Consider the following 18275-nt stretch of genomic DNA (forward strand, 5'->3'; position numbering starts at 1 on the left):
GATGAAGCTGGTCATCCTCGCCGTCGGACACAAGATGCCCGACTGGATCACGAATGGCTTCGACGAATATGCGAAGCGCATGCCGCCCGAGTTGCGCATCGAGCTGAAAGAGATCAAGCCCGAGCAGCGCTCGTCGGGACGCAACGCCGAGAGCGTGATGGCGGCCGAAAAACAGCGCATCGAAGCCGCCTTGCCGAAGAACGCGCGCGTCGTCGCACTCGACGAACGCGGCCGCGACTGGACCACGATGCAGCTTGCGAACGCCCTGCCCGGCTGGCAACAGGACGGGCGCGACGTCGCCTTCGTGATCGGCGGCGCGGACGGGCTTCATCCGGATGTGAAATCGCGCGCCGAAATCCTGCTGCGCGTGTCGAGTCTTACGCTGCCGCACGGCATGGTGCGCGTGCTGCTCGCCGAACAGCTTTACCGGGCGTGGAGCATCACGCAGAATCATCCTTATCATCGCGCGTGAGGCGGGAGCGAAGCTTGACTTCGAATGCCGCGCGCGTCATTCGAATTCAGGTTCCCGATGACTCATCCCTTCGTTTATCTCGCGTCCCAAAGTCCGCGCCGGCAAGAACTGCTGCGTCAGCTCGGCGTGCAGTACGAACTCCTTCTTCCCCGTCCCGATGAAGACGCCGAAGCGCTCGAAGCCGAACTGCCCGGCGAAGCCGCCGATGCCTACGTCGTGCGCGTGTGCGCGCTCAAGGCGCATGCGGCGCGCGCGCGTCTTCTCAACGGCAAACACGCGAACGCGCCGATTCTCGTCGCCGATACGACCGTGACCATCGACGGACTGATCCTCGGCAAGCCGCTGCACGAAGAAGACGCGGTCGCGATGCTCGAACGCCTCGCCGGCCGCGCGCACGAAGTGCTGACCGCGATCGCCGTCGTCGATGGCGCAGGCGCGCTGCTCGATCCCGTGCTCTCGCGCTCGCATGTGCGTTTCGCGAAAGCCGACCGTGCTGCGCTGCAGCGCTACGCGGCATCGGGCGAGCCGCTCGGCAAGGCGGGCGCCTATGGCATTCAGGGCCGCGCGGCCGAGTTCATCGAGCGAATCGACGGGTCCTATTCGGGTATCATGGGTCTGCCCCTTTTCGAAACCGCAGCTCTCTTGCGCGTGGCGCGCGTCGAATTCTAAACAGGCCATGAACGAAGAAATCCTGATCAACGTCACACCGCAGGAAACCCGCGTCGCACTGGTTCAGCAAGGCGCCGTTCAGGAACTTCACGTCGAGCGCACGCTGTCGCGCGGACGCGTCGGCAATGTCTATCTCGGCAAGGTCGTGCGTGTGCTCCCGGGCATGCAGTCCGCGTTCATCGACATCGGTCTGGAGCGCGCCGCGTTTCTCCATGTCGCCGATATCTGGCATCCGCGCATTGCGGGTGAGTCGCACAATTCCACGCCGCATGTGCCGATCGAGAAAATCGTCTTCGAAGGCCAGGCGCTGATGGTGCAGGTCGTGAAGGACCCGATCGGCACGAAAGGCGCGCGCCTGTCGACGCAAGTGAGCATCGCGGGGCGCACGCTCGTGTATCTGCCGCAGGACCCGCATATCGGCATCTCGCAGAAGATCGAGAGCGAAGCGGAGCGCGAGGCCGTGCGCGCGCGCCTGACGGCCGTGCTGCCCGCCGACGAGAAAGGCGGCTATATCGTGCGGACCATCGCGGAAGACGCGACGAGCGAAGAGTTGGCCGCCGATGTCGCGTATCTGCGCAAGACGTGGGCGACCATCGTCGCGCAGGCGCAGCGCGTGCCGCCCACGTCCCTGCTCTATCAGGATCTGAACCTTGCGCAACGCGTGCTGCGCGATTTCGTCAACGACGAGACCACGCGCATTCAGGTCGATTCACGCGAAACGTATCAGATGCTCGCGGACTTCGCGGCCGAGTTCACGCCGGCGGTGGCGTCGCGGCTGCATCACTACACCGGCGAGCGGCCGCTCTTCGATCTGTACAACATCGAGACGGAGATTCAGCGGGCGCTGTCGCGGCGCGTCGATCTGAAGTCGGGCGGCTATCTGATGATCGACCAGACCGAGGCGATGACGACCATCGACGTGAACACGGGCGGTTACGTCGGCGCGCGCAATTTCGACGACACGATCTTCAAGACCAATCTCGAAGCGGCCCATACGATCGCGCGGCAACTGCGCTTGAGAAATCTGGGCGGGATCATCATCATCGATTTCATCGACATGGAGAATGTCGAGCATCGGGATCAGGTGCTGGGCGAACTGAAGAAGGCGCTGTCGCGGGACCGCACGCGCGTGACCGTCAATGGGTTTTCGCAGCTGGGGCTCGTCGAGATGACGAGAAAGCGCACGCGCGAATCGCTGGCTCACGTGCTGTGCGAGGCTTGCCCGACGTGTGAGGGCAAGGGGCAGGTGAAGACGCCGCGCACCGTGTGCTACGACGTGCTGCGCGAGATCATGCGCGAGTCGCGGCAGTTCAATCCGCGCGAGTTTCGCGTGGTGGCTTCGCAGCAGGTCATCGATCTGTTTCTCGAAGAAGAATCGCAGCATCTGGCGATGCTGATGGACTTCATCGGGAAACCGGTTTCGTTGCAGGTCGAGTCGAATCTGAGTCAGGAGCAGTATGACATTGTGTTGATGTAGTGCCTGCCCCCGGCGCAACGATCGTCAGGCGCGCTCTCCTCCCCTCCCCGCGCCGATCAACACACCAATCAGGAACACAAAGAGGTTGCCTTCCGTGAAATTCAGCAACAGCGAATTCGCGAGACAGCCGAGAACGAACGCGAAAAGGTAGCCGATCGCGATCAGCTTCGCGGGCTCCGCCAGCCGCCGGCACTCTCTTCCGATCGCGATCAGGAACCACACGAACAGCGCCACGCCGATAAGCCCGAGCTGCACGCCCATCAGAAAGAATTCGTTGTGGGGATTGCCCGCCATCGCCGCATGCCCGCCGGTCTGCGCGCTCGCGAGACGCTCGAACTGCGTGCGCACGCTGCCCACGCCGTAGCCGGCAATCGGCCGGTGCGACATCAGCTCGATGCTGCGGCGGTAAAACAGCAGCCGCACGCCCATCGACGTATTCTTGTTTTGCGTCTCGAACTGCGAGACTTCCTGCGCCGTGTCCGCAAGCCGCCGGTCTTTGGCGTAAAGCACGAAAGCGGCGATACAGACGCACACGGCGGCCACACCCACGCCCGCGAGCAGCCGCGAGCGCTTGTCGTAACGGCGGAACTGCGCCGCCTGCACGACCAGATAGATCGCGACATACGCAATCGCCACGACCTGACCGGTGCGCCCCTGAAGCACGAACAGGACGTTGATCAGCGCGAGCAGCGCCACGAGATACAACACCTTGCTTCGCCAGCCGCTCGCCGCCTTCGCAAGCGCAAAGGACAGGCAGACGAGGAACGCCATCATCAGGCCGCCCGAGATGTGATCCTTGAACACCCAGGGCCGCCTGACCGGGTCGTCCGCGTGCATCGGACCGAGCGACGTCCAGCCGAACGCGTTCGTGTACGTCAGCACCATGGAAAGCACGAGCGTGGCGAACAGGCTCCAGACGGCAGCGCGCGCAAAGAGCTTGCCGGCGTCGTCCGCGAAAACGAGCAGCAGGAGCGGGATGAACAGCAGCTTCCGATACTTCATCAGAAAGTCGAACGCCTCCGCGAATCCGGCGGAACTGTAAGCCAGGCTCAGACTCAGCACGACGAACAGCGCGAGCGCGGCGGTGGCGCCCGCCGTCCACGTCAGCAAAGGCCGTGCGCGCCGCCAGACTTCGGGCGAAATGAACGCGAACAGCGCGAACGCGGCCGAACCGACGTTGACGCCCGCCGTCGAAATGGGGATCAGCGACAGCGTGATCAGCGCGAACCACCGCGCCAGAAACAATGAGTACGACTCCGTTCCCGAACGGCCCAGCATTGAGATGTGTGTGACTTGCATTGTGATGTTCTGCTACCCCGTTTCGGATCGAGCGCCCAAGGCGCGCTTTCAGGTCGTGTTTTGTCAGCGTGGCTCGCGCAGATAGAAGTCGGCACGTTCCCGGGCCGCTTTGGCCGAATACATCGTCTCCACCGTCGCGCGCGCGCGTTCGCCGATCGTTTTGCGCAGGCCGGCGTTCGCGAGAAGCGCGCGCACCAATTGATCGGCCTCGTCGGAACGATCGAAAAGGAAACCGTTCTCGCCGTGGCGGATCCAGTCGGCATAACCGCCGCGCCGGTGACAGACGACCGGCAGGCCGCACGCCATCGCTTCGAGCACGACGCGCCCGAAGGTCTCCACGTGCGCGCCAGTCCGATAATAAAAGATATCGAGCCCGCGCAAGAACGCGACAGTCGGAACCGCGCCCTCGGGCAGGATCTGCATCCGGGGCATGGCGCCGAGCGCGTCGCCCGATGCGGCGGAAAACTGGGTCGCGCCCTGCAGCCTGACTTCGGCGCCGTCCTCGATCCACGCCCGATAGAGCGGGACATCGTCGGTATCGTGTTTCTCGGTCGTATCGCGGCTCAGCCGGCCGATCACGGGCCGGGCGTTGTCCGGGCGCGGATCGGGCGAAGGCGAGAAACGCGCGATGTCGATCGGAGACGGCTGCACTTCGCATTCCACGCCGAGCAGGCTGCGCTGGAAGTCGGAGATCGCCACATACTCGGTCCGTGGCCAGCGCAGCATGAAGGGATGCGCCGCCGTGAGCGAGAGAATTTTCGGATGAAACGTATTGAAGACGTAGATCAGGCGGCGCGGCGCTCGCACGAGATACGGCCACGCGGTGTGACGCCAGTGCGCGCCCACGAAAACGAAGGTGCCGCCCTCCGGGCGCGTGCCCGAGCGAAGGCCGATGCGGCGAATCCCGTGGCGCTGCGCGAGATCGCGCGAAAAACGCGACGAGGACGACCACAGTGTCAGCTCGCTTCGGTCTCGCAGGAGACCGGCGAGGTGCAGCGCTTCCTGCTCGCTGCCACCGTTTTCATTCATGAAACCGTTGATGATATGAATCACCGGCTTCGGAGCTGCATTAGGCATGACAGTTGTGAGTAACGCGGGGTAAAGGCTCGCGAATCGCCGATTGTATCGACGGACCGCAAAGACACGCCGCAACGCTCGCCATGCGCTTTGCCGCTGCGCCCGCGGACAAAGCGCCCCGCGAACGAATCAGGCCGCCTGCTGCTGATATTGAATGCGATGCAGATGGGCATAGAGCCCGTCCAGTCGCAACAGCTCCGAGTGGCTACCCTGCTCGATGATCTTTCCGCCATCCAGCACGACGATCCGGTCGGCGCGCTCGATGGTCGACAGACGATGCGCGATCACGAGCGTCGTGCGGCCTTTCATCAGCGTTTCGAGCGCCGACTGCACATGCCGCTCCGATTCCGAGTCCAGGGCCGACGTGGCTTCATCGAGCACGAGAATCGGCGCGTCCTTGTAGATGGCGCGCGCGATCGCGAGACGCTGGCGCTGCCCGCCCGACAAACGCATGCCGTTTCCGCCGACGAGCGTATCGATGCCCTGCGGCAGCGACGATACGACGTCCGCCAGATTGGCCGCGGCGAGCGCGGCCAGCACCTTTTCGCGGTTGGGGATCGTACCATACGCGACATTGGCGGCGATGGTGTCGTTGAAGAGCACGACGTCCTGGCTGACCATCGCGATCTGGGCGCGCAGGTCGCGCAAGGCGAACTCGGGCAACGCCACGCCGTCGACGAGCACCTCGCCCTCGGCCGGATCGAAAAAGCGCGGCAGCAGGTTCGCCAACGTGGTCTTGCCGCTTCCCGACGGCCCCGCCAGCGCGACCATCTCGCCGGGCGCGACCTTGAACGACACGCGATCCAGCGTGGCGCGCTCGCGCGAGCCATAGTTGAACGACACGTTGCGAAACTCGATGCTGCCCTGAGCCCGTTCGAGGCGGCGGCCACCGCCCGCGGGCTCCGGCGGTTCGTCGATGAGGCCGAAGATCAGCTCGGCCGCGGTCACGCCGCGCTGAAGCGGCTGATTGACGTCGATCAGATGCTTGAGCGGCGAAATGACGAGCAGCATCGACGTCACGAAGGCGACGAAGCCACCGACCGTCGTCTGGTCGCTTGCGGATTGCAGCACGGCGATGGTGATCACGATGGCAAGCGCGATCGACGCCAGAAACTGCGTCAACGGCTGCGCGAGCCCGCCCGACACCTGCATGCGCATGGAGTAGCCGCGCAGGCGGTTGCTCATCTCCGTGAAACGGCCGGTCTCGTACGGCTCGCCGTTATGCACCTTCATGACCTTATAGCCGCCCACGGTCTCTTCGACGATATACGAGAGATCGTTGGTGAGCATCTGATGCTCCCGGTTCAGACGGCGCAGGCGGCGGTTGATCTTCGAAACCAGCCAGCCGATGGCAGGCAGGATCAGCGCGACGATCAGCGTGAGACGCCAGTTGAGGATGAAGAGATAGCCCAGCAGGAAGACGACGGTCAGCGAGTCGCGCACGAGCGTCACGACCACGCCGGACAAGATCTGCAGCACCTGATTGACTTCGAATACGATCGCATTGATGACCGTGCTCGCCGTCTCTCGCTGGAAAAAGCCGGCGCTCGCGTGAATCATGCGATCGAACATCTGGAGCCGCAACTGCAGCAGGATCTTATTCGACACATAAGAAAGCAGATAGCCCGAGGCGTACTGCGCGCTTCCCCGCACGAGCGCGAGGCCGATCACGGCCGCGGGCACCACCCATTTCGCCTTCTCGCTGCCGTTCGTGCCGAAGCCATGATCGAGCAGGGGTTTGAGCAGCATCGGGATGCCCGCTTCGCTCGCGGCGACGAAACCCATGGCGACGAGGCCGAGCAGCACGATGCTCATCAGCGGCCGAATATAAGGCCACAGCCGCCTGACGACGGCCGTGGACGATGAATGCTCGCCGCCGCCGATGGTTTTTCTCAGTGTCTGCTTCTCGCTCAAATCGTCCTCTACATTGCGATGCCCCGCGCGCGAGACGCGGCCGGGCGGAAGGTCATGCCGAACGCCTTCTGGCCGGGCGTCACAATTTCGCTCATTTTAAACCGTCGTTGATGCGAAGCTCACATTACAGGCGCGTTCCTTCACCGGTGAGGCGCTTGCGATCGATGGTCTTAGAATACGCGTCAGCATGCATCCGGCGCGCACCCGTTTTTCATCATCACGACATGACGCAACCCACACTCGGCATCGCTCTCATCACCTACAACGCGGCCGCGCGGCTCGCGCAATGCCTGACATCCGTTTCTTTCGCCGATGACATCGTGGTGATCGATGGCGGCAGCACCGACGCCACCGCGGAGATCGCGCGCGCACACGGCGCCCGCGTAATCGTCGAGCGGAACTGGCCCGGCTTCGGCCCGCAGAAGAATCGGGCGCTCGACGCGCTTTCGACCGATTGGGTGCTCTCCATCGATGCCGACGAGGTCGTCACGCCGGAACTCGCCGCCGCGATCCGCGCCGCCATCGCCGCGCCCGCCGCCGACGTGTACGCGGTGGACCGCCTGTCGAGCTTTTGCGGCCAGTGGATCGAACACAGCGGCTGGTATCCGGACTGGATTCCGCGGCTTTTCAGGCGCTCGTCGGCGCGCTTCTCGGACGACCTGGTGCACGAACGGCTGGTGATGGCAGCGAAGACACCCGCCTTGCGCCTGCAAGGCAAGCTGATGCATTACTCTTACGAAGACTTCGAGACCGTCCTGCGCAAGCTGGACGCGTACTCCACGGCGGGCGCGCTGCAACGCCACGCGGCAGGCAAGCGAGGCAGCCTGAGCATCGCGATCACGCGCGGACTGTGGGCATTTGCACGAACCTACCTGCTGCGACGCGGTTTTCTCGACGGCCGCGCCGGCTTTCTGATCGCCGTCTTCAATGCTCAGACCGTCTACTACCGGTTTCTGAAGCTGGCGCATCTCGACCAGCCTCGCTGAAGCGCGACGCGCCTCAATACACGATCTCGATCGCGCTGCCCGCGAACTCGCCGCGCAGCGCCGTGATGAGTTCGTCGGTGGGCTTGACGCGCCACGCATCGCCGAGACGCACCTCGCCCTCCGCATGTTCGCTGCGATAGACGATGCTGACGTTCAGCCCGTTCGGAATCGGCGCGCTCGAACGTTGACGGCCGTTTTCCTTGACCGGCATCGGCGGCGGTTCGCTCTGCGCGCCCGCGGCATGCGCTTCGAGCACGCGGCGCAAACGCAGCGCATCGGCGTTGCCGTTCATTTCGACTTTCACGGACTGCGCATAACGGCTGCGCGCGCGTTCGAGATCCATCGCCGTATCGACGGTGAAGCGGATGCCGCCCGTGAACGCATCGTTGCGCGCCTGCCCCTGCACGACGAGCAGCTCGTCTTCCTTGAAGAGCGCCTTGTTCGCTTCGAACTGCTCGTTGAAGACGGTGACTTCGCACTGGCCGCTGCCATCGTCGAGATTGACGATCAGCATCTTGCCGCGCTGGGTCATCTGCGTGCGCATCGCGGAGATGACGCCCGCGACCAGCTTGTCGCGCCCTTCCTTCAGCTCGCCGATTTTCTGGCGCACGAAACGGCGCACCTCGCCCTTGTAGGCATCGAAAAGATGCCCCGACAGATAGAAGCCGAGCGCGGTCTTTTCTTCCTGCAGGCGCTTCTTGTCCGACCACATCGGTTCGTCGACGTATTCGTGCTTCGCGAGCGTGGCGTCGCCCATGTCGAAAAGGCCGGCCTGCATGGCGTTGGCGGCGGCCTGGTCGGCGGCTTCCATCGCGAGCGGCACGGAGGCAAGCAGTTGCGCGCGATTCGCATGCAGCGTGTCGAACGCGCCCGAGCGAATCAGCGCCTCGACGGTGCGGCGATTCACGACACGCCGGTCGATGCGCTCGCAGAAATCGAACAGATCGACGAACGGGCCGTCTTCGCGCGCGCGCAGGATTTCCTCGATCGCGTTCTGGCCACTGCCCTTCACCGCGCCCAGGCCGTAGCGGATGGTCTTCGAGCGCGTGCCGTCGGCCTCCGCGACCGGCTCGAAGCGATACGCCGACTGATTGATATCCGGCGGCAGCACCTTCATGCCGTTGGTCGCGCAATCCTCGAAAAGGATTTTCACCTTGTCGGTGTCGTCCATGGCGAGCGACATGTTGGCCGCCATGAATTCGGCCGGATGATGCGCCTTCAGCCACGCCGTGTAATACGCGAGCAGCGCGTAGGCCGCCGCGTGCGACTTGTTGAAGCCGTAGCCGGCGAACTTCTCCATCAGGTCGAAGATTTCGTCGGATTTCGCGCGCGTCAGGCCGTTAACTGCCGCGCCCTGAGCGAAGATCTCGCGGTGCTGCGCCATTTCCTCGGGCTTTTTCTTGCCCATCGCGCGGCGCAGCAAGTCCGCGCCGCCGAGCGAATAGCCGCCGATGATCTGCGCCATCTGCATCACCTGCTCCTGATAGACCATGATGCCGTAGGTCTCTTTCAGAACAGGTTCGACGCGCGGGTCCGGATACTCGACGATCTCGCGCCCGTGCTTGCGCGCGCAGAAGCTCGGAATCAGGTCCATCGGGCCCGGGCGATACAGCGCCACGAGCGCGATGATGTCCTCGAAGCGGTCCGGCTGCGCGTCCTTCAGCATGCCCTGCATGCCGCGGCTTTCCAGCTGGAACACGGCGACGGTGTTCGCTTTCTTCAGTATCTGGAACGAGACCGGATCGTCGAGCGGCACTTGCGCGAGATTCCAGTCTTGCTTCGACGGATCGAGACGCCGGATGTAACGCTCGGCCCAGTCGAGAATGGTGAGCGTGGTGAGGCCCAGAAAGTCGAACTTCACGAGGCCGACGGCTTCGACGTCGTCCTTGTCGTACTGACTGACGACGCCGCCGTCTTCGCCCTGCGTGTAGAGCGGACAAAAGTCCGTGAGCTTGCCCGGCGCGATCAGAACGCCGCCCGCGTGCATGCCGACGTTGCGCGTGAGCCCTTCGACGCGCTGCGCGAGTTCGAGCAACTGATGCACTTCGTCTTCGGAATCGAAGCGCTCCTGCAGCGTGGGCTCTTCCTTCATCGCGTCCGCGATAGTCACGTGCTTGCCCGGCTTGAACGGAATCAGCTTCGCGATGCCATCGGTGAACATGTAGCCGAGATCGAGCACGCGGCCGATGTCGCGCACCGCGGCCTTCGCCGCCATCGTGCCGAACGTCGCGATCTGCGACACCGCGTCCGCGCCGTACTTGCCCTTCACGTACTGAATGACGCGGTCGCGCCCTTCCTGGCAGAAGTCGATGTCGAAGTCGGGCATCGACACGCGTTCCGGATTCAGGAAGCGCTCGAACAGCAGGTTGTAGCGCAACGGGTCGAGATCGGTGATGCCGAGCGCATAGGCGACGAGCGAACCCGCGCCCGAACCGCGGCCCGGACCGACCGGCACGCCATTGTTCTTCGCCCACATGATGAAGTCGGCGACGATCAGGAAGTAGCCCGGAAAGCCCATCTTGATGATCGTGCCGCACTCGAAATCGAGGCGCGCGTAATACGTTTCGCGCTGCGCCTCGCGTTCGGTTTCATCGGGATAAAGCTGCTGCAGGCGGACTTCGAGCCCTTCCTTCGACAGTTGCACGAGATAGTCGTCGAGCGACATGCCATCGGGCGTCGGGAAGAGCGGCAGCTTCGGCTTGCCGAGTTCGAGCGTCAGATTGCAGCGCCTGGCGATCTCCACCGTGTTCGCGAGCGCAGAAGGAATATCCGCGAAGAGCGCGCACATTTCGTCCTGCGTGCGGAAAAACTGATCTTGCGTGAAGCGCTTCTGCCGGCGCGGATTCGCGAGGATATCGCCTTCCGAAATGCACACGCGCGCTTCGTGCGCGGTGAAATCGTCGGGGGTCATGAACTGCATCGGATGCGTCGCGACGACCGGCAAGCGCAGCTTCGCGGCCAGCGCGACGGCTTCCTGAATATAGCCCTGCTCGCCCGGCTGTCCCGCGCGCTGCAGTTCGATATAGAACGCATTGGGAAAGAGCTTCGCCCAGCGCTCGGCGTGACGTTGCGCGCTCGCCGCATTGCCCGCCGCGAACGCCATGCCGATATCGCCCGTCTGCGCGCCGGACAGCGCGAGCAGGCCTTGCGCCAGGCCGCCTTCGAGCCACTCCAGCATGACCTCGGCGCGACCGCGATATTGATTCGTCAGCCACGCGCGGCTCAGCAGTTCGCACAGGTTGAGATAGCCCTGCTTGTCGCGCACGAGCAAAAGCAGGCGCGAGGGCTTGTCGCGGTCGTCGGGATTGGTGATCCAGACGTCGCAGCCGGCGATGGGCTTCACACCCTTGCCGCGCGCTTCCTTGTAAAAGCGCACGAGACCGAATGCGTTGCCGAGATCGGTCAGCGCGAGCGCGCCTTGTCCGTCTTGTGCGGCAGCCTTGACGACATCGTCCAGCCGTACGATGCCGTCGGCGATCGAGAATTCGGAGTGGACGCGGAGATGAACGAAGCGGGGATCTGACATGGCGGTATTGTACATGCGGGCCGTCCCGAAATTGCCCTGACGGCGGCGCATTGGCCGAACGGATAAGCCCTTGAAGGCGATCGATATTGCGCGTGCGCAAGGCGGCGGGAATCGCCGCATCACGTAATGCGGGAGCGCGCGCCGTTTGCGGGATAATACGTGTTTTGCGCGGCGCGTCCGTCCGCAACATTTACTCGTTTTTACCTGTTACACGCCGCATCGCGCGTCATCCGATCATGAGCATTCTGAACCTCTCCGCCTACAAATTCGTCAGCATCGAAGACGGCCCCGCGTGGCGGCCGCTCGTCACCGACCGCTGCAACGCGCTCGGCCTCAAGGGCACGATTCTGCTGGCGCCGGAGGGCATCAATCTTTTCATCGCCGGGCCGATTTCCGAAGTCCGCGAATTCATCGATTACATCCGCACGGATGCGCTCTTCGGCGGCCGTTTCGCCGATCTGCAATTCAAGGAAAGCCTCTCCGCGAAGCAGCCCTTTCGCCGCATGCTGGTGAAGCTCAAGCGCGAAATCATCACGATGAAAAAGCCCGCGATCAAGCCGGAACTCGGCCGCGCGCCTTTCGTGGATGCGCCCACGCTCAAGACGTGGCTCGACCGCGGCCACGACGACGCGGGCCGCCCGGTCGTGATGCTCGACACGCGCAACGCGTTCGAAGTGGATGTCGGCACGTTCGACAATGCGCTCGATTACCGCATCACGAAGTTCAGCGAGTTTCCGGAAGTCATCGAAAAGAATCGCGCGGATATGGAAGGCAAGACGGTCGTGTCGTTCTGCACCGGCGGCATTCGCTGTGAAAAGGCCGCGATTCACATGAAGGAAGTCGGCATCGAGCATGTTTATCAGCTCGAAGGCGGCATTCTGAAGTATTTCGAAGAAGTGGGCGGCGCGCATTACACCGGCGAATGCTTCGTGTTCGATTACCGCACCGCGCTCGATCCGAACCTGCAGCCGACCGCGACCGCGCAATGCTTCGGTTGCCGCGCCGTGGTGCCGGTGGAAGATCAGGCGTCGCCGTACTACAAGCCGGGCGAGACGTGTCCGGCCTGCCATCCCGACGCGAAGGCCCGCGCGGCGGCGTAAGACCGAATGACGTATCGCGGCCGATTCGCGCCCTCGCCGACCGGTCCGCTCCATGCGGGCTCGCTCGTCAGCGCGCTCGCCAGTTTTCTCGATGCCCGCGCGCACGGCGGAAGCTGGATCGTGCGCATCGAAGACGTCGACGCGCCGCGCACCGTACCGGGCGCCGCCGATGACATCCTCGCGACGCTCGCGCACTTCGGCATGCATTCCGATGCGCCCGCCGTCTGGCAGAGCGAACGCGGCGCGGCCTATGCGGCGGCGTTCGCCCGGTTGCAGGCGGCGGGCTTCATCTATCCGTGCGGCTGCACGCGGCGCGAAATCGCGGATTCGCTGCTACACGCACATGCGCGCCACGCCACCCTCGCCTATCCGGGCACGTGCCGAAACGGTCTGCATGGAAAACCCGCGCGCGCATGGCGGCTGCGCGTGCCGGATGGCGCGGCGGCCGTCGTGTCGTTTCAGGATCGTTGGCAAGGCATGCAATCGCAAGATCTGGCCACCGAGGTCGGGGATTTCGCACTGAAGCGCGCGGACGGCTTGTGGGCGTATCAACTCGCGGTCGTCGTCGACGATGCCGACGCGAGCATCACGCATGTCGTGCGCGGCGCCGATCTGCTCGATTCGACGGCGCGGCAAATCTATCTGCAACGGTGTCTCGACGTGCCGACGCCGGCTTATCTGCATGTGCCTGTCGTCAATAACGACGTCGGCGAGAAGCTCAGCAAGCAGACGGGCGCGGCCCCGCTCGATCGCCACGCGCCGCTCGATGCGCTCGTGCAGGCGGCGCGGCATCTGGGCCTCGACGTTGCGTCGTCGCTTTCATCGATCTCGTCGCTCGATACGTTCTACAGCGCCGCGACGGCCGCATGGGCGCAGCGCTTCGCGCGCTGAATTCCGCCTCCAGACGTAAAAAAGGGCAGCCACGCGGGCTGCCCTTTTGACATTTACGACGACTTGCGCGGCATGCCTAATCCGCCGAGCAAGGCCGCAAGCGGCTGCTTCGGCGCGCTCTTGCGCTCGGGCTCGACCGTTTCCTCCTGACGCTTCATCGCCGAGGGCGACGGCTCGTAGGGCTTCAGGAAAAACTCGTCGATGGGCTGCTGACGGCCGCGCGGACGATCATGCGTGCTGGCCGTGCGGCGGCGCGAACCGGCTTCGTCGCGCGATCCGTGACGGTGCTCGGCGCGCTCCGAACGGCCGAAGCGCTCGTCGCGCCGCGGCGCGGACGTCGCACCATCGCGGCGCGCGCGCATCGTCACTTCGAGCGGCTCGACTTCGAGCGGACGCTTGATGAGCTTTTCGATGTCGGCGAGTTGCTTGCGCTCGTTCGCGCTGCACAGCGACAGCGCGTCGCCCGACGCGCCCGCGCGCCCCGTGCGGCCGATGCGGTGCACATAATCTTCCGCGTTGAACGGCAGGTCGAAGTTGATGACCGCCGGCAATTCGGCGATATCAAGACCGCGCGCGGCGACATCGGTGGCGACGAGCGCTTCGATCTCGCCGCGCTTGAACGCGTCGAGCGCCTGCATGCGCTCGCTTTGCGAACGGTCGCCGTGAATCGCCGTCGCGACGATGCCGTCCTTCTCCAGCACGCGCGCGAGCCGGCTCGCGCCGATCTTGCTGTTGCAGAACACGATCACCTGCTTCAGCTCGCGCTCGCGAATGAGCTGCGCGACCGCGCCGGATTTGTCGCTTTCATGAACCTCGAAGACGATCTGACGCACGTTCGTCGCGGTCGAATTGCTGCGGGCGACTTCGATCGTCTGCGGATTGCGCAGATACGTGGACGCGAGCTTCTTGATTTCCGGCGAGAACGTCGCGGAGAACAGCAGCGTCTGACGCTCCTTCGGCAGCAGATTCAGAATGCGCTGCAGGTCGGGCAGAAAGCCCATGTCCAGCATGCGGTCGGCTTCGTCGAGCACCAGCATCTGGACCTGGCCCAGATTGACCGTTTTCTGCTGGACGTGATCGAGCAGGCGTCCGGGCGTCGCGATCAGGATTTCGACGCCCCGGCGCAGCGCATCGGACTGCGGGTTCATGTCGACGCCGCCGAACACGACCGTGCTGCGCAGCGGCGTGTGCTTCGAGTACGTCTGCACGTTGGCGGCGACCTGATCGGCGAGCTCGCGCGTGGGCGTGAGCATCAGCGCGCGCACCGGATGGCGCGCCGGCGAGGCGCTCGTGTTCGCGCTCGGCAACAGGCGCTGGATGATCGGCAGCGAGAAGCTCGCGGTCTTGCCGGTGCCGGTCTGCGCGGCGCCCATGACATCGCGGCCCGCGAGGACGACCGGAATCGCCTGCGCCTGGATCGGCGTGGGCGTGGTGTAGCCGGACTCGCGCACCGCCTTCAGGATGTCGGCGGCCAAACCGAACTGGTCGAACGTAGGCGCGGCGCCCACAGCGGTGGACGTGTTCGTGGCGACGGAATCGGACATGGTAACTATATTGGCTATCGCAAATAATGCCGCTCGATGCGGCGCGCGTAAAAATCGGTCGGGTCGTTGGGTCGATCGTCGCGATCGCTTGCTTACGCGGATGGGTTTCGTGGGCGCACGCGATCGGCACATCGTGCGCGGCGCCGGGCTTGGGCGGCTGGTTTATCGTGTCTGGCGCGCCCGGTTCGAGCGCCGTTCGTTTCGATTCGTTTCGATTCGCGAGCCCGCGCCCAAATGGAACACGGCTTCGATGACGCCTTCAAGGCACGTGCATCGCTCGCTCGCGGTTCGTGGACGCCTCAGGCCGCGTACCGCTCGAACCGCCCGAACCGGCATCGACGGCGATGCCGGAAAACTCGAAATTCGGTCCGGCCGCGAATTCACCGCCGGAAAGCCGCACATTGTAGCACCGCACGCCGCCCGGCTCCGGCGGCACGCCGCCGCGCCGGTCGAACCCGAACCAGCACGCGGCGCGCCCGGCCCTACTTCTTGCGCGCCTCGCAATCGGCGAGCAGCGGCGGCGCGTCCTTCGCGGCCATTTCGTCGTAGAGATTGGCCTGCGGACCCTTGGTCCACCAGGTGTATTGATCGGCGACGTATTTCGCGCCCGATCCCGCGATCACGTTGACGAACAGCAGCTTGCGCCCGTCGACGGTCAGCGCCGCGAAGCTCTGATGGTTCCGGGTGTTGGTGTACTGCACGGACACGCTCTTGCCGTCCTTGCAGTCGTAGCGGGTCGTTTGCGTCGATGCGGTCTGGATCTGCGGCACGGTGAGCGGCATGGCGAGCGCGGCGTGGGCGCAGAGCGACGCGAGCAGCAAGGCGAAGAGCTTTTTCATCGTTCGGTTCGTGGTTCGTTGGATGCCGGTGCGTGTGCGATCGCGACGACGGATCGCGTCACGGATCGATTACGTCCGCGCAGGCATCGGTGGGCGCGGCGGCGACGTGGCCGACGACCGGCACGATCTTCAGTCCCGCCGATGCGATCCGGCACGGCGCCGCCGCGAGGCCGCAGCCCGACAGTCCGATGGACGCCACGACGAGCATGGCCAGTGCTTTCCAGTTCACGTTCTTGCTCCCGCCCGCGCTCGCGCGCCGCTTGCCTTGTTCGCTTCTCTTCGCTTAACTTGCCGCCACCGGCTTCACCTTCGACGCAGCGAGCCTTGCACGCTCGCGCGCTTGCTCCGTGTCCGCGCCCGTCGCCAGCGCGACGCCCATGCGACGCTTCGCGAAGCTTTCCGGCTTGCCGAACAGCCGCAGATCCGCGCCCGGCACGGCGAGCGCTTCGGCCACGCCCTCGAACGCGATGCCCGCTTGCTCCAGCCCGCCGTAGATCACGGCGGACGCGCCCGGCGTGGCGAGCGCGGTATCGACAGGCAAGCCGAGAATCGCGCGCGCATGCAGCTCGAACTCGGAGAAGCGCTGCGTCGCGAGCGTGACGAGGCCGGTGTCGTGCGGACGCGGGCTCACTTCCGAGAACCACACATCGTCGCCGCGCACGAAAAGCTCGACGCCGAAGAGCCCCCGGCCGCCCAGCGCGGTCGTCACCTTCGCGGCGACGTCGCGCGCTTTCGCGAGCGCGGCCGGACTCATCGCCTGCGGCTGCCACGATTCGACGTAATCGCCCGCCACCTGCACATGGCCGATCGGCTCGCAGAAATACGTCTGCGTCTCGCCGCTCGCCGCATCCGCCGCACGCACCGTGAGCTGCGTGATTTCATAGTCGAAGTCGATGAAACCCTCGACGATCACGCGCCCGTGATTCACGCGACCGCCCGCCATCGCGTACTGCCACGCGGGTTCGATATCCGCGTCGCTTTTCAGCACCGACTGCCCCTTGCCCGACGAGGACATCACCGGCTTTACGACGCACGGGAAGCCGATCGTGGCGATCGCCGCCTTCATCTCGTCGAGCGATTGCGCGAACGCATACGGCGAAGTCGGCAGCCCGAGTTCCTCGGCGGCGAGACGCCGGATGCCTTCGCGGTTCATCGTAAGCTGAGTGGCGCGCGCGGTCGGGATGACGGTCGCGAGTCCGGCCGATTCGATTTCGGCGAGCGCGTCGGTCGCAATCGCCTCGATCTCCGGCACGATCAGATGCGGCCGCTCCTTTTCGACGAGCGCGCGCAACGCTGCGCCGTCCGTCATGTCGATGACGTGCGCGCGATGCGCGACCTGATGCCCCGGCGCATTCGCGTAACGATCGACCGCGATCACTTCCACACCCAGACGCTGCAGCGCGATGATCACTTCCTTGCCGAGTTCGCCCGCGCCGAGCAGCATCACGCGCGTCGCGTTGGGGGACAGCGGCGTACCGATGCGCAAGGCGCCGGGGCGGAAAGGATCGGTCTGCATGAGTGCTCCAGGGATCGGTCGAGTAGCGAGGCCGGCCATGCTCGAAAGCCGGGTGGGCCGCGATGTTGATTGGCCGCGATGTTAACACGCAGCGCGCGCACCGGCACTTTGCCGTCCGGCTTGCCGACAGCGTCGTCACAGACGGTATTGACACGCGAACGCGCACCGGAATTCCCCGCGCGGTCCCCGCTTGCATCGGCGTTGCCAGGACGCCGCCGATCATTTTGTTGCATCCGGAAGCTGGACAAATCGTAGGACGCGTGCGATACCCTTACGGTTTCGCCAGCTTCAGGATCATCGATGCCCAGTTCCTTCCTTCGCGCGTCCGCTACCGTTTTTTTCCGGCCGCGCTCATCGTCAGGTTTCCTGTCGCGCCGCAAAGCATGGCTCTCGCTGGTTTCCCGCACTTGCACGCTGATTGCCGCCGCGAGCATCGCCGCCGGCTGCGCGATGCCGAAACACCCGGATGTGGCGGCCCCGCCCACGGATCCCTATAATCCCGCCGCCACGCAGTTGCTCGACGACACGCAATGGGCGCTCACGAGCTGGACCGACGCGAGCGGCCAGCCGCGCGCCGTGCCGCATGCGGGCGAGAACGCCGCGCAGCCGCTCACGCTCGATTTTTCGACCGCGAGCGGGCATCGCCGGGCGAGCGGCTTTTCGGGCTGCAACCGCTTCAGCGGCGCCTACGATCTCAAGAACGGCAAGCTCACGTTCGGCCCGCTCGCAGGCACCCGCATGGCGTGCGTCTCCGGCGCGGGCGCCGCGCTTGAGCGGCCGTATCTCGACGCGCTCGCGCATGTCGCAAAAAGCGGCGTGCAGATGAATCCTCCGCAAGCGCTGCAACTCACGCTCGACGACGGTCAGGTGCTCACCTTCGCGCCACGCGCCGAGAAGTAAGGAGCGCGACGCGCGCATTGTCGAAACAGGTGTTGCGTACTTGCGGCAGGCGCGTCGCGCGTGCG

General features: G+C 64.8%; 17 protein-coding genes. 8 read left to right on the forward strand and 9 right to left on the reverse strand.

Annotated features, from left to right (window positions below; all coding sequences use genetic code 11):
- Position 1: 1 nt before the first annotated feature.
- The 3 genes from rlmH to rng are packed head-to-tail and all read left to right on the forward strand — an operon-like array spanning position 2 to position 2618.
- The gene (gene rlmH / locus LY284_RS08220) at positions 2–472 is read left to right on the forward strand and encodes a 23S rRNA (pseudouridine(1915)-N(3))-methyltransferase RlmH (RefSeq protein ID WP_014190903.1); all 471 of its coding nucleotides are present in this window, start codon (positions 2–4) and stop codon (positions 470–472) included.
- Positions 473–529: 57 nt separating this feature from the next.
- Positions 530–1141, forward strand: a complete 612-nt coding sequence (locus LY284_RS08225; protein ID WP_087086230.1) for a nucleoside triphosphate pyrophosphatase — start codon at positions 530–532, stop codon at positions 1139–1141.
- A gap of 7 nt (positions 1142–1148) precedes the next feature.
- A complete protein-coding gene (rng, locus tag LY284_RS08230) occupies positions 1149–2618 on the forward strand; it encodes a ribonuclease G (RefSeq protein WP_014190901.1) in 1470 nt (489 codons plus the stop codon).
- A 24-nt stretch (positions 2619–2642) separates the two neighbouring features.
- Here the strand turns inward: rng and LY284_RS08235 are convergent, their stop codons facing one another.
- The 3 genes from LY284_RS08235 to msbA form a co-directional block, all read right to left on the reverse strand.
- Positions 2643–3917 (reverse strand): O-antigen ligase, encoded by a 1275-nt coding sequence (locus LY284_RS08235; RefSeq protein WP_231927710.1) that lies wholly within the window; start codon positions 3915–3917, stop codon positions 2643–2645.
- A gap of 63 nt (positions 3918–3980) precedes the next feature.
- Positions 3981–4946, reverse strand: a complete 966-nt coding sequence (locus LY284_RS08240; RefSeq protein WP_231927709.1) for a glycosyltransferase family 4 protein — start codon at positions 4944–4946, stop codon at positions 3981–3983.
- 177 nt (positions 4947–5123) lie between these two features.
- Positions 5124–6890, reverse strand: a complete 1767-nt coding sequence (gene msbA / locus LY284_RS08245; protein ID WP_255724282.1) for a lipid A export permease/ATP-binding protein MsbA — start codon at positions 6888–6890, stop codon at positions 5124–5126.
- Positions 6891–7132: 242 nt separating this feature from the next.
- Between msbA and LY284_RS08250 the strand changes: the two genes are divergently transcribed.
- A complete protein-coding gene (locus LY284_RS08250; RefSeq protein ID WP_014190897.1) occupies positions 7133–7894 on the forward strand; it encodes a glycosyltransferase family 2 protein in 762 nt (253 codons plus the stop codon).
- A gap of 13 nt (positions 7895–7907) precedes the next feature.
- Here the strand turns inward: LY284_RS08250 and dnaE are convergent, their stop codons facing one another.
- The gene (dnaE, locus tag LY284_RS08255; protein ID WP_231927708.1) at positions 7908–11420 is read right to left on the reverse strand and encodes a DNA polymerase III subunit alpha; all 3513 of its coding nucleotides are present in this window, start codon (positions 11418–11420) and stop codon (positions 7908–7910) included.
- A gap of 236 nt (positions 11421–11656) precedes the next feature.
- On the opposite strand from dnaE, the gene LY284_RS08260 reads away from it, so the two are divergent.
- Both LY284_RS08260 and gluQRS read left to right on the forward strand, forming a co-directional pair.
- Positions 11657–12520, forward strand: a complete 864-nt coding sequence (locus LY284_RS08260; protein ID WP_014190895.1) for a sulfurtransferase — start codon at positions 11657–11659, stop codon at positions 12518–12520.
- Between the two features lie 6 nt (positions 12521–12526).
- On the forward strand, positions 12527–13411 hold the full coding sequence (gene gluQRS, locus LY284_RS08265) for a tRNA glutamyl-Q(34) synthetase GluQRS (protein ID WP_014190894.1): 885 nt from the start codon (positions 12527–12529) through the stop codon (positions 13409–13411).
- Positions 13412–13464: 53 nt separating this feature from the next.
- Here the strand turns inward: gluQRS and LY284_RS08270 are convergent, their stop codons facing one another.
- From LY284_RS08270 to purT, 5 genes are all read right to left on the reverse strand, one after another.
- On the reverse strand, positions 13465–14955 hold the full coding sequence (locus tag LY284_RS08270; RefSeq protein ID WP_014190893.1) for a DEAD/DEAH box helicase: 1491 nt from the start codon (positions 14953–14955) through the stop codon (positions 13465–13467).
- Between the two features lie 259 nt (positions 14956–15214).
- Positions 15215–15370, reverse strand: coding sequence for a hypothetical protein (locus LY284_RS08275; RefSeq protein WP_175582452.1), 156 nt, complete (start codon positions 15368–15370; stop codon positions 15215–15217).
- A gap of 67 nt (positions 15371–15437) precedes the next feature.
- Positions 15438–15794, reverse strand: a complete 357-nt coding sequence (locus LY284_RS08280; RefSeq protein ID WP_014190892.1) for an MliC family protein — start codon at positions 15792–15794, stop codon at positions 15438–15440.
- Between the two features lie 58 nt (positions 15795–15852).
- Positions 15853–16023, reverse strand: a complete 171-nt coding sequence (locus LY284_RS08285; protein ID WP_014190891.1) for a DUF6726 family protein — start codon at positions 16021–16023, stop codon at positions 15853–15855.
- A 54-nt stretch (positions 16024–16077) separates the two neighbouring features.
- Positions 16078–17310 carry a formate-dependent phosphoribosylglycinamide formyltransferase gene (gene purT, locus LY284_RS08290; RefSeq protein WP_014190890.1) on the reverse strand — a complete coding sequence of 411 codons (1233 nt, stop codon included), beginning with the start codon at positions 17308–17310 and terminating at the stop codon, positions 16078–16080.
- A 62-nt stretch (positions 17311–17372) separates the two neighbouring features.
- Here purT and LY284_RS08295 point away from each other — a divergent pair, with 62 nt between their 5' ends.
- Positions 17373–17807, forward strand: coding sequence for a hypothetical protein (locus tag LY284_RS08295; protein WP_233387197.1), 435 nt, complete (start codon positions 17373–17375; stop codon positions 17805–17807).
- Positions 17728–18210 (forward strand): META domain-containing protein, encoded by a 483-nt coding sequence (locus LY284_RS08300; protein WP_233387160.1) that lies wholly within the window; start codon positions 17728–17730, stop codon positions 18208–18210. Before LY284_RS08295 ends, LY284_RS08300 begins: the two co-directional genes overlap by 80 nt.
- Positions 18211–18275: the final 65 nt, after the last annotated feature.

The organism is Caballeronia sp. PC1 (assembly GCF_021353155.1).
GTDB classification, from domain to species: Bacteria; Pseudomonadota; Gammaproteobacteria; order Burkholderiales; family Burkholderiaceae; genus Caballeronia; species Caballeronia cordobensis.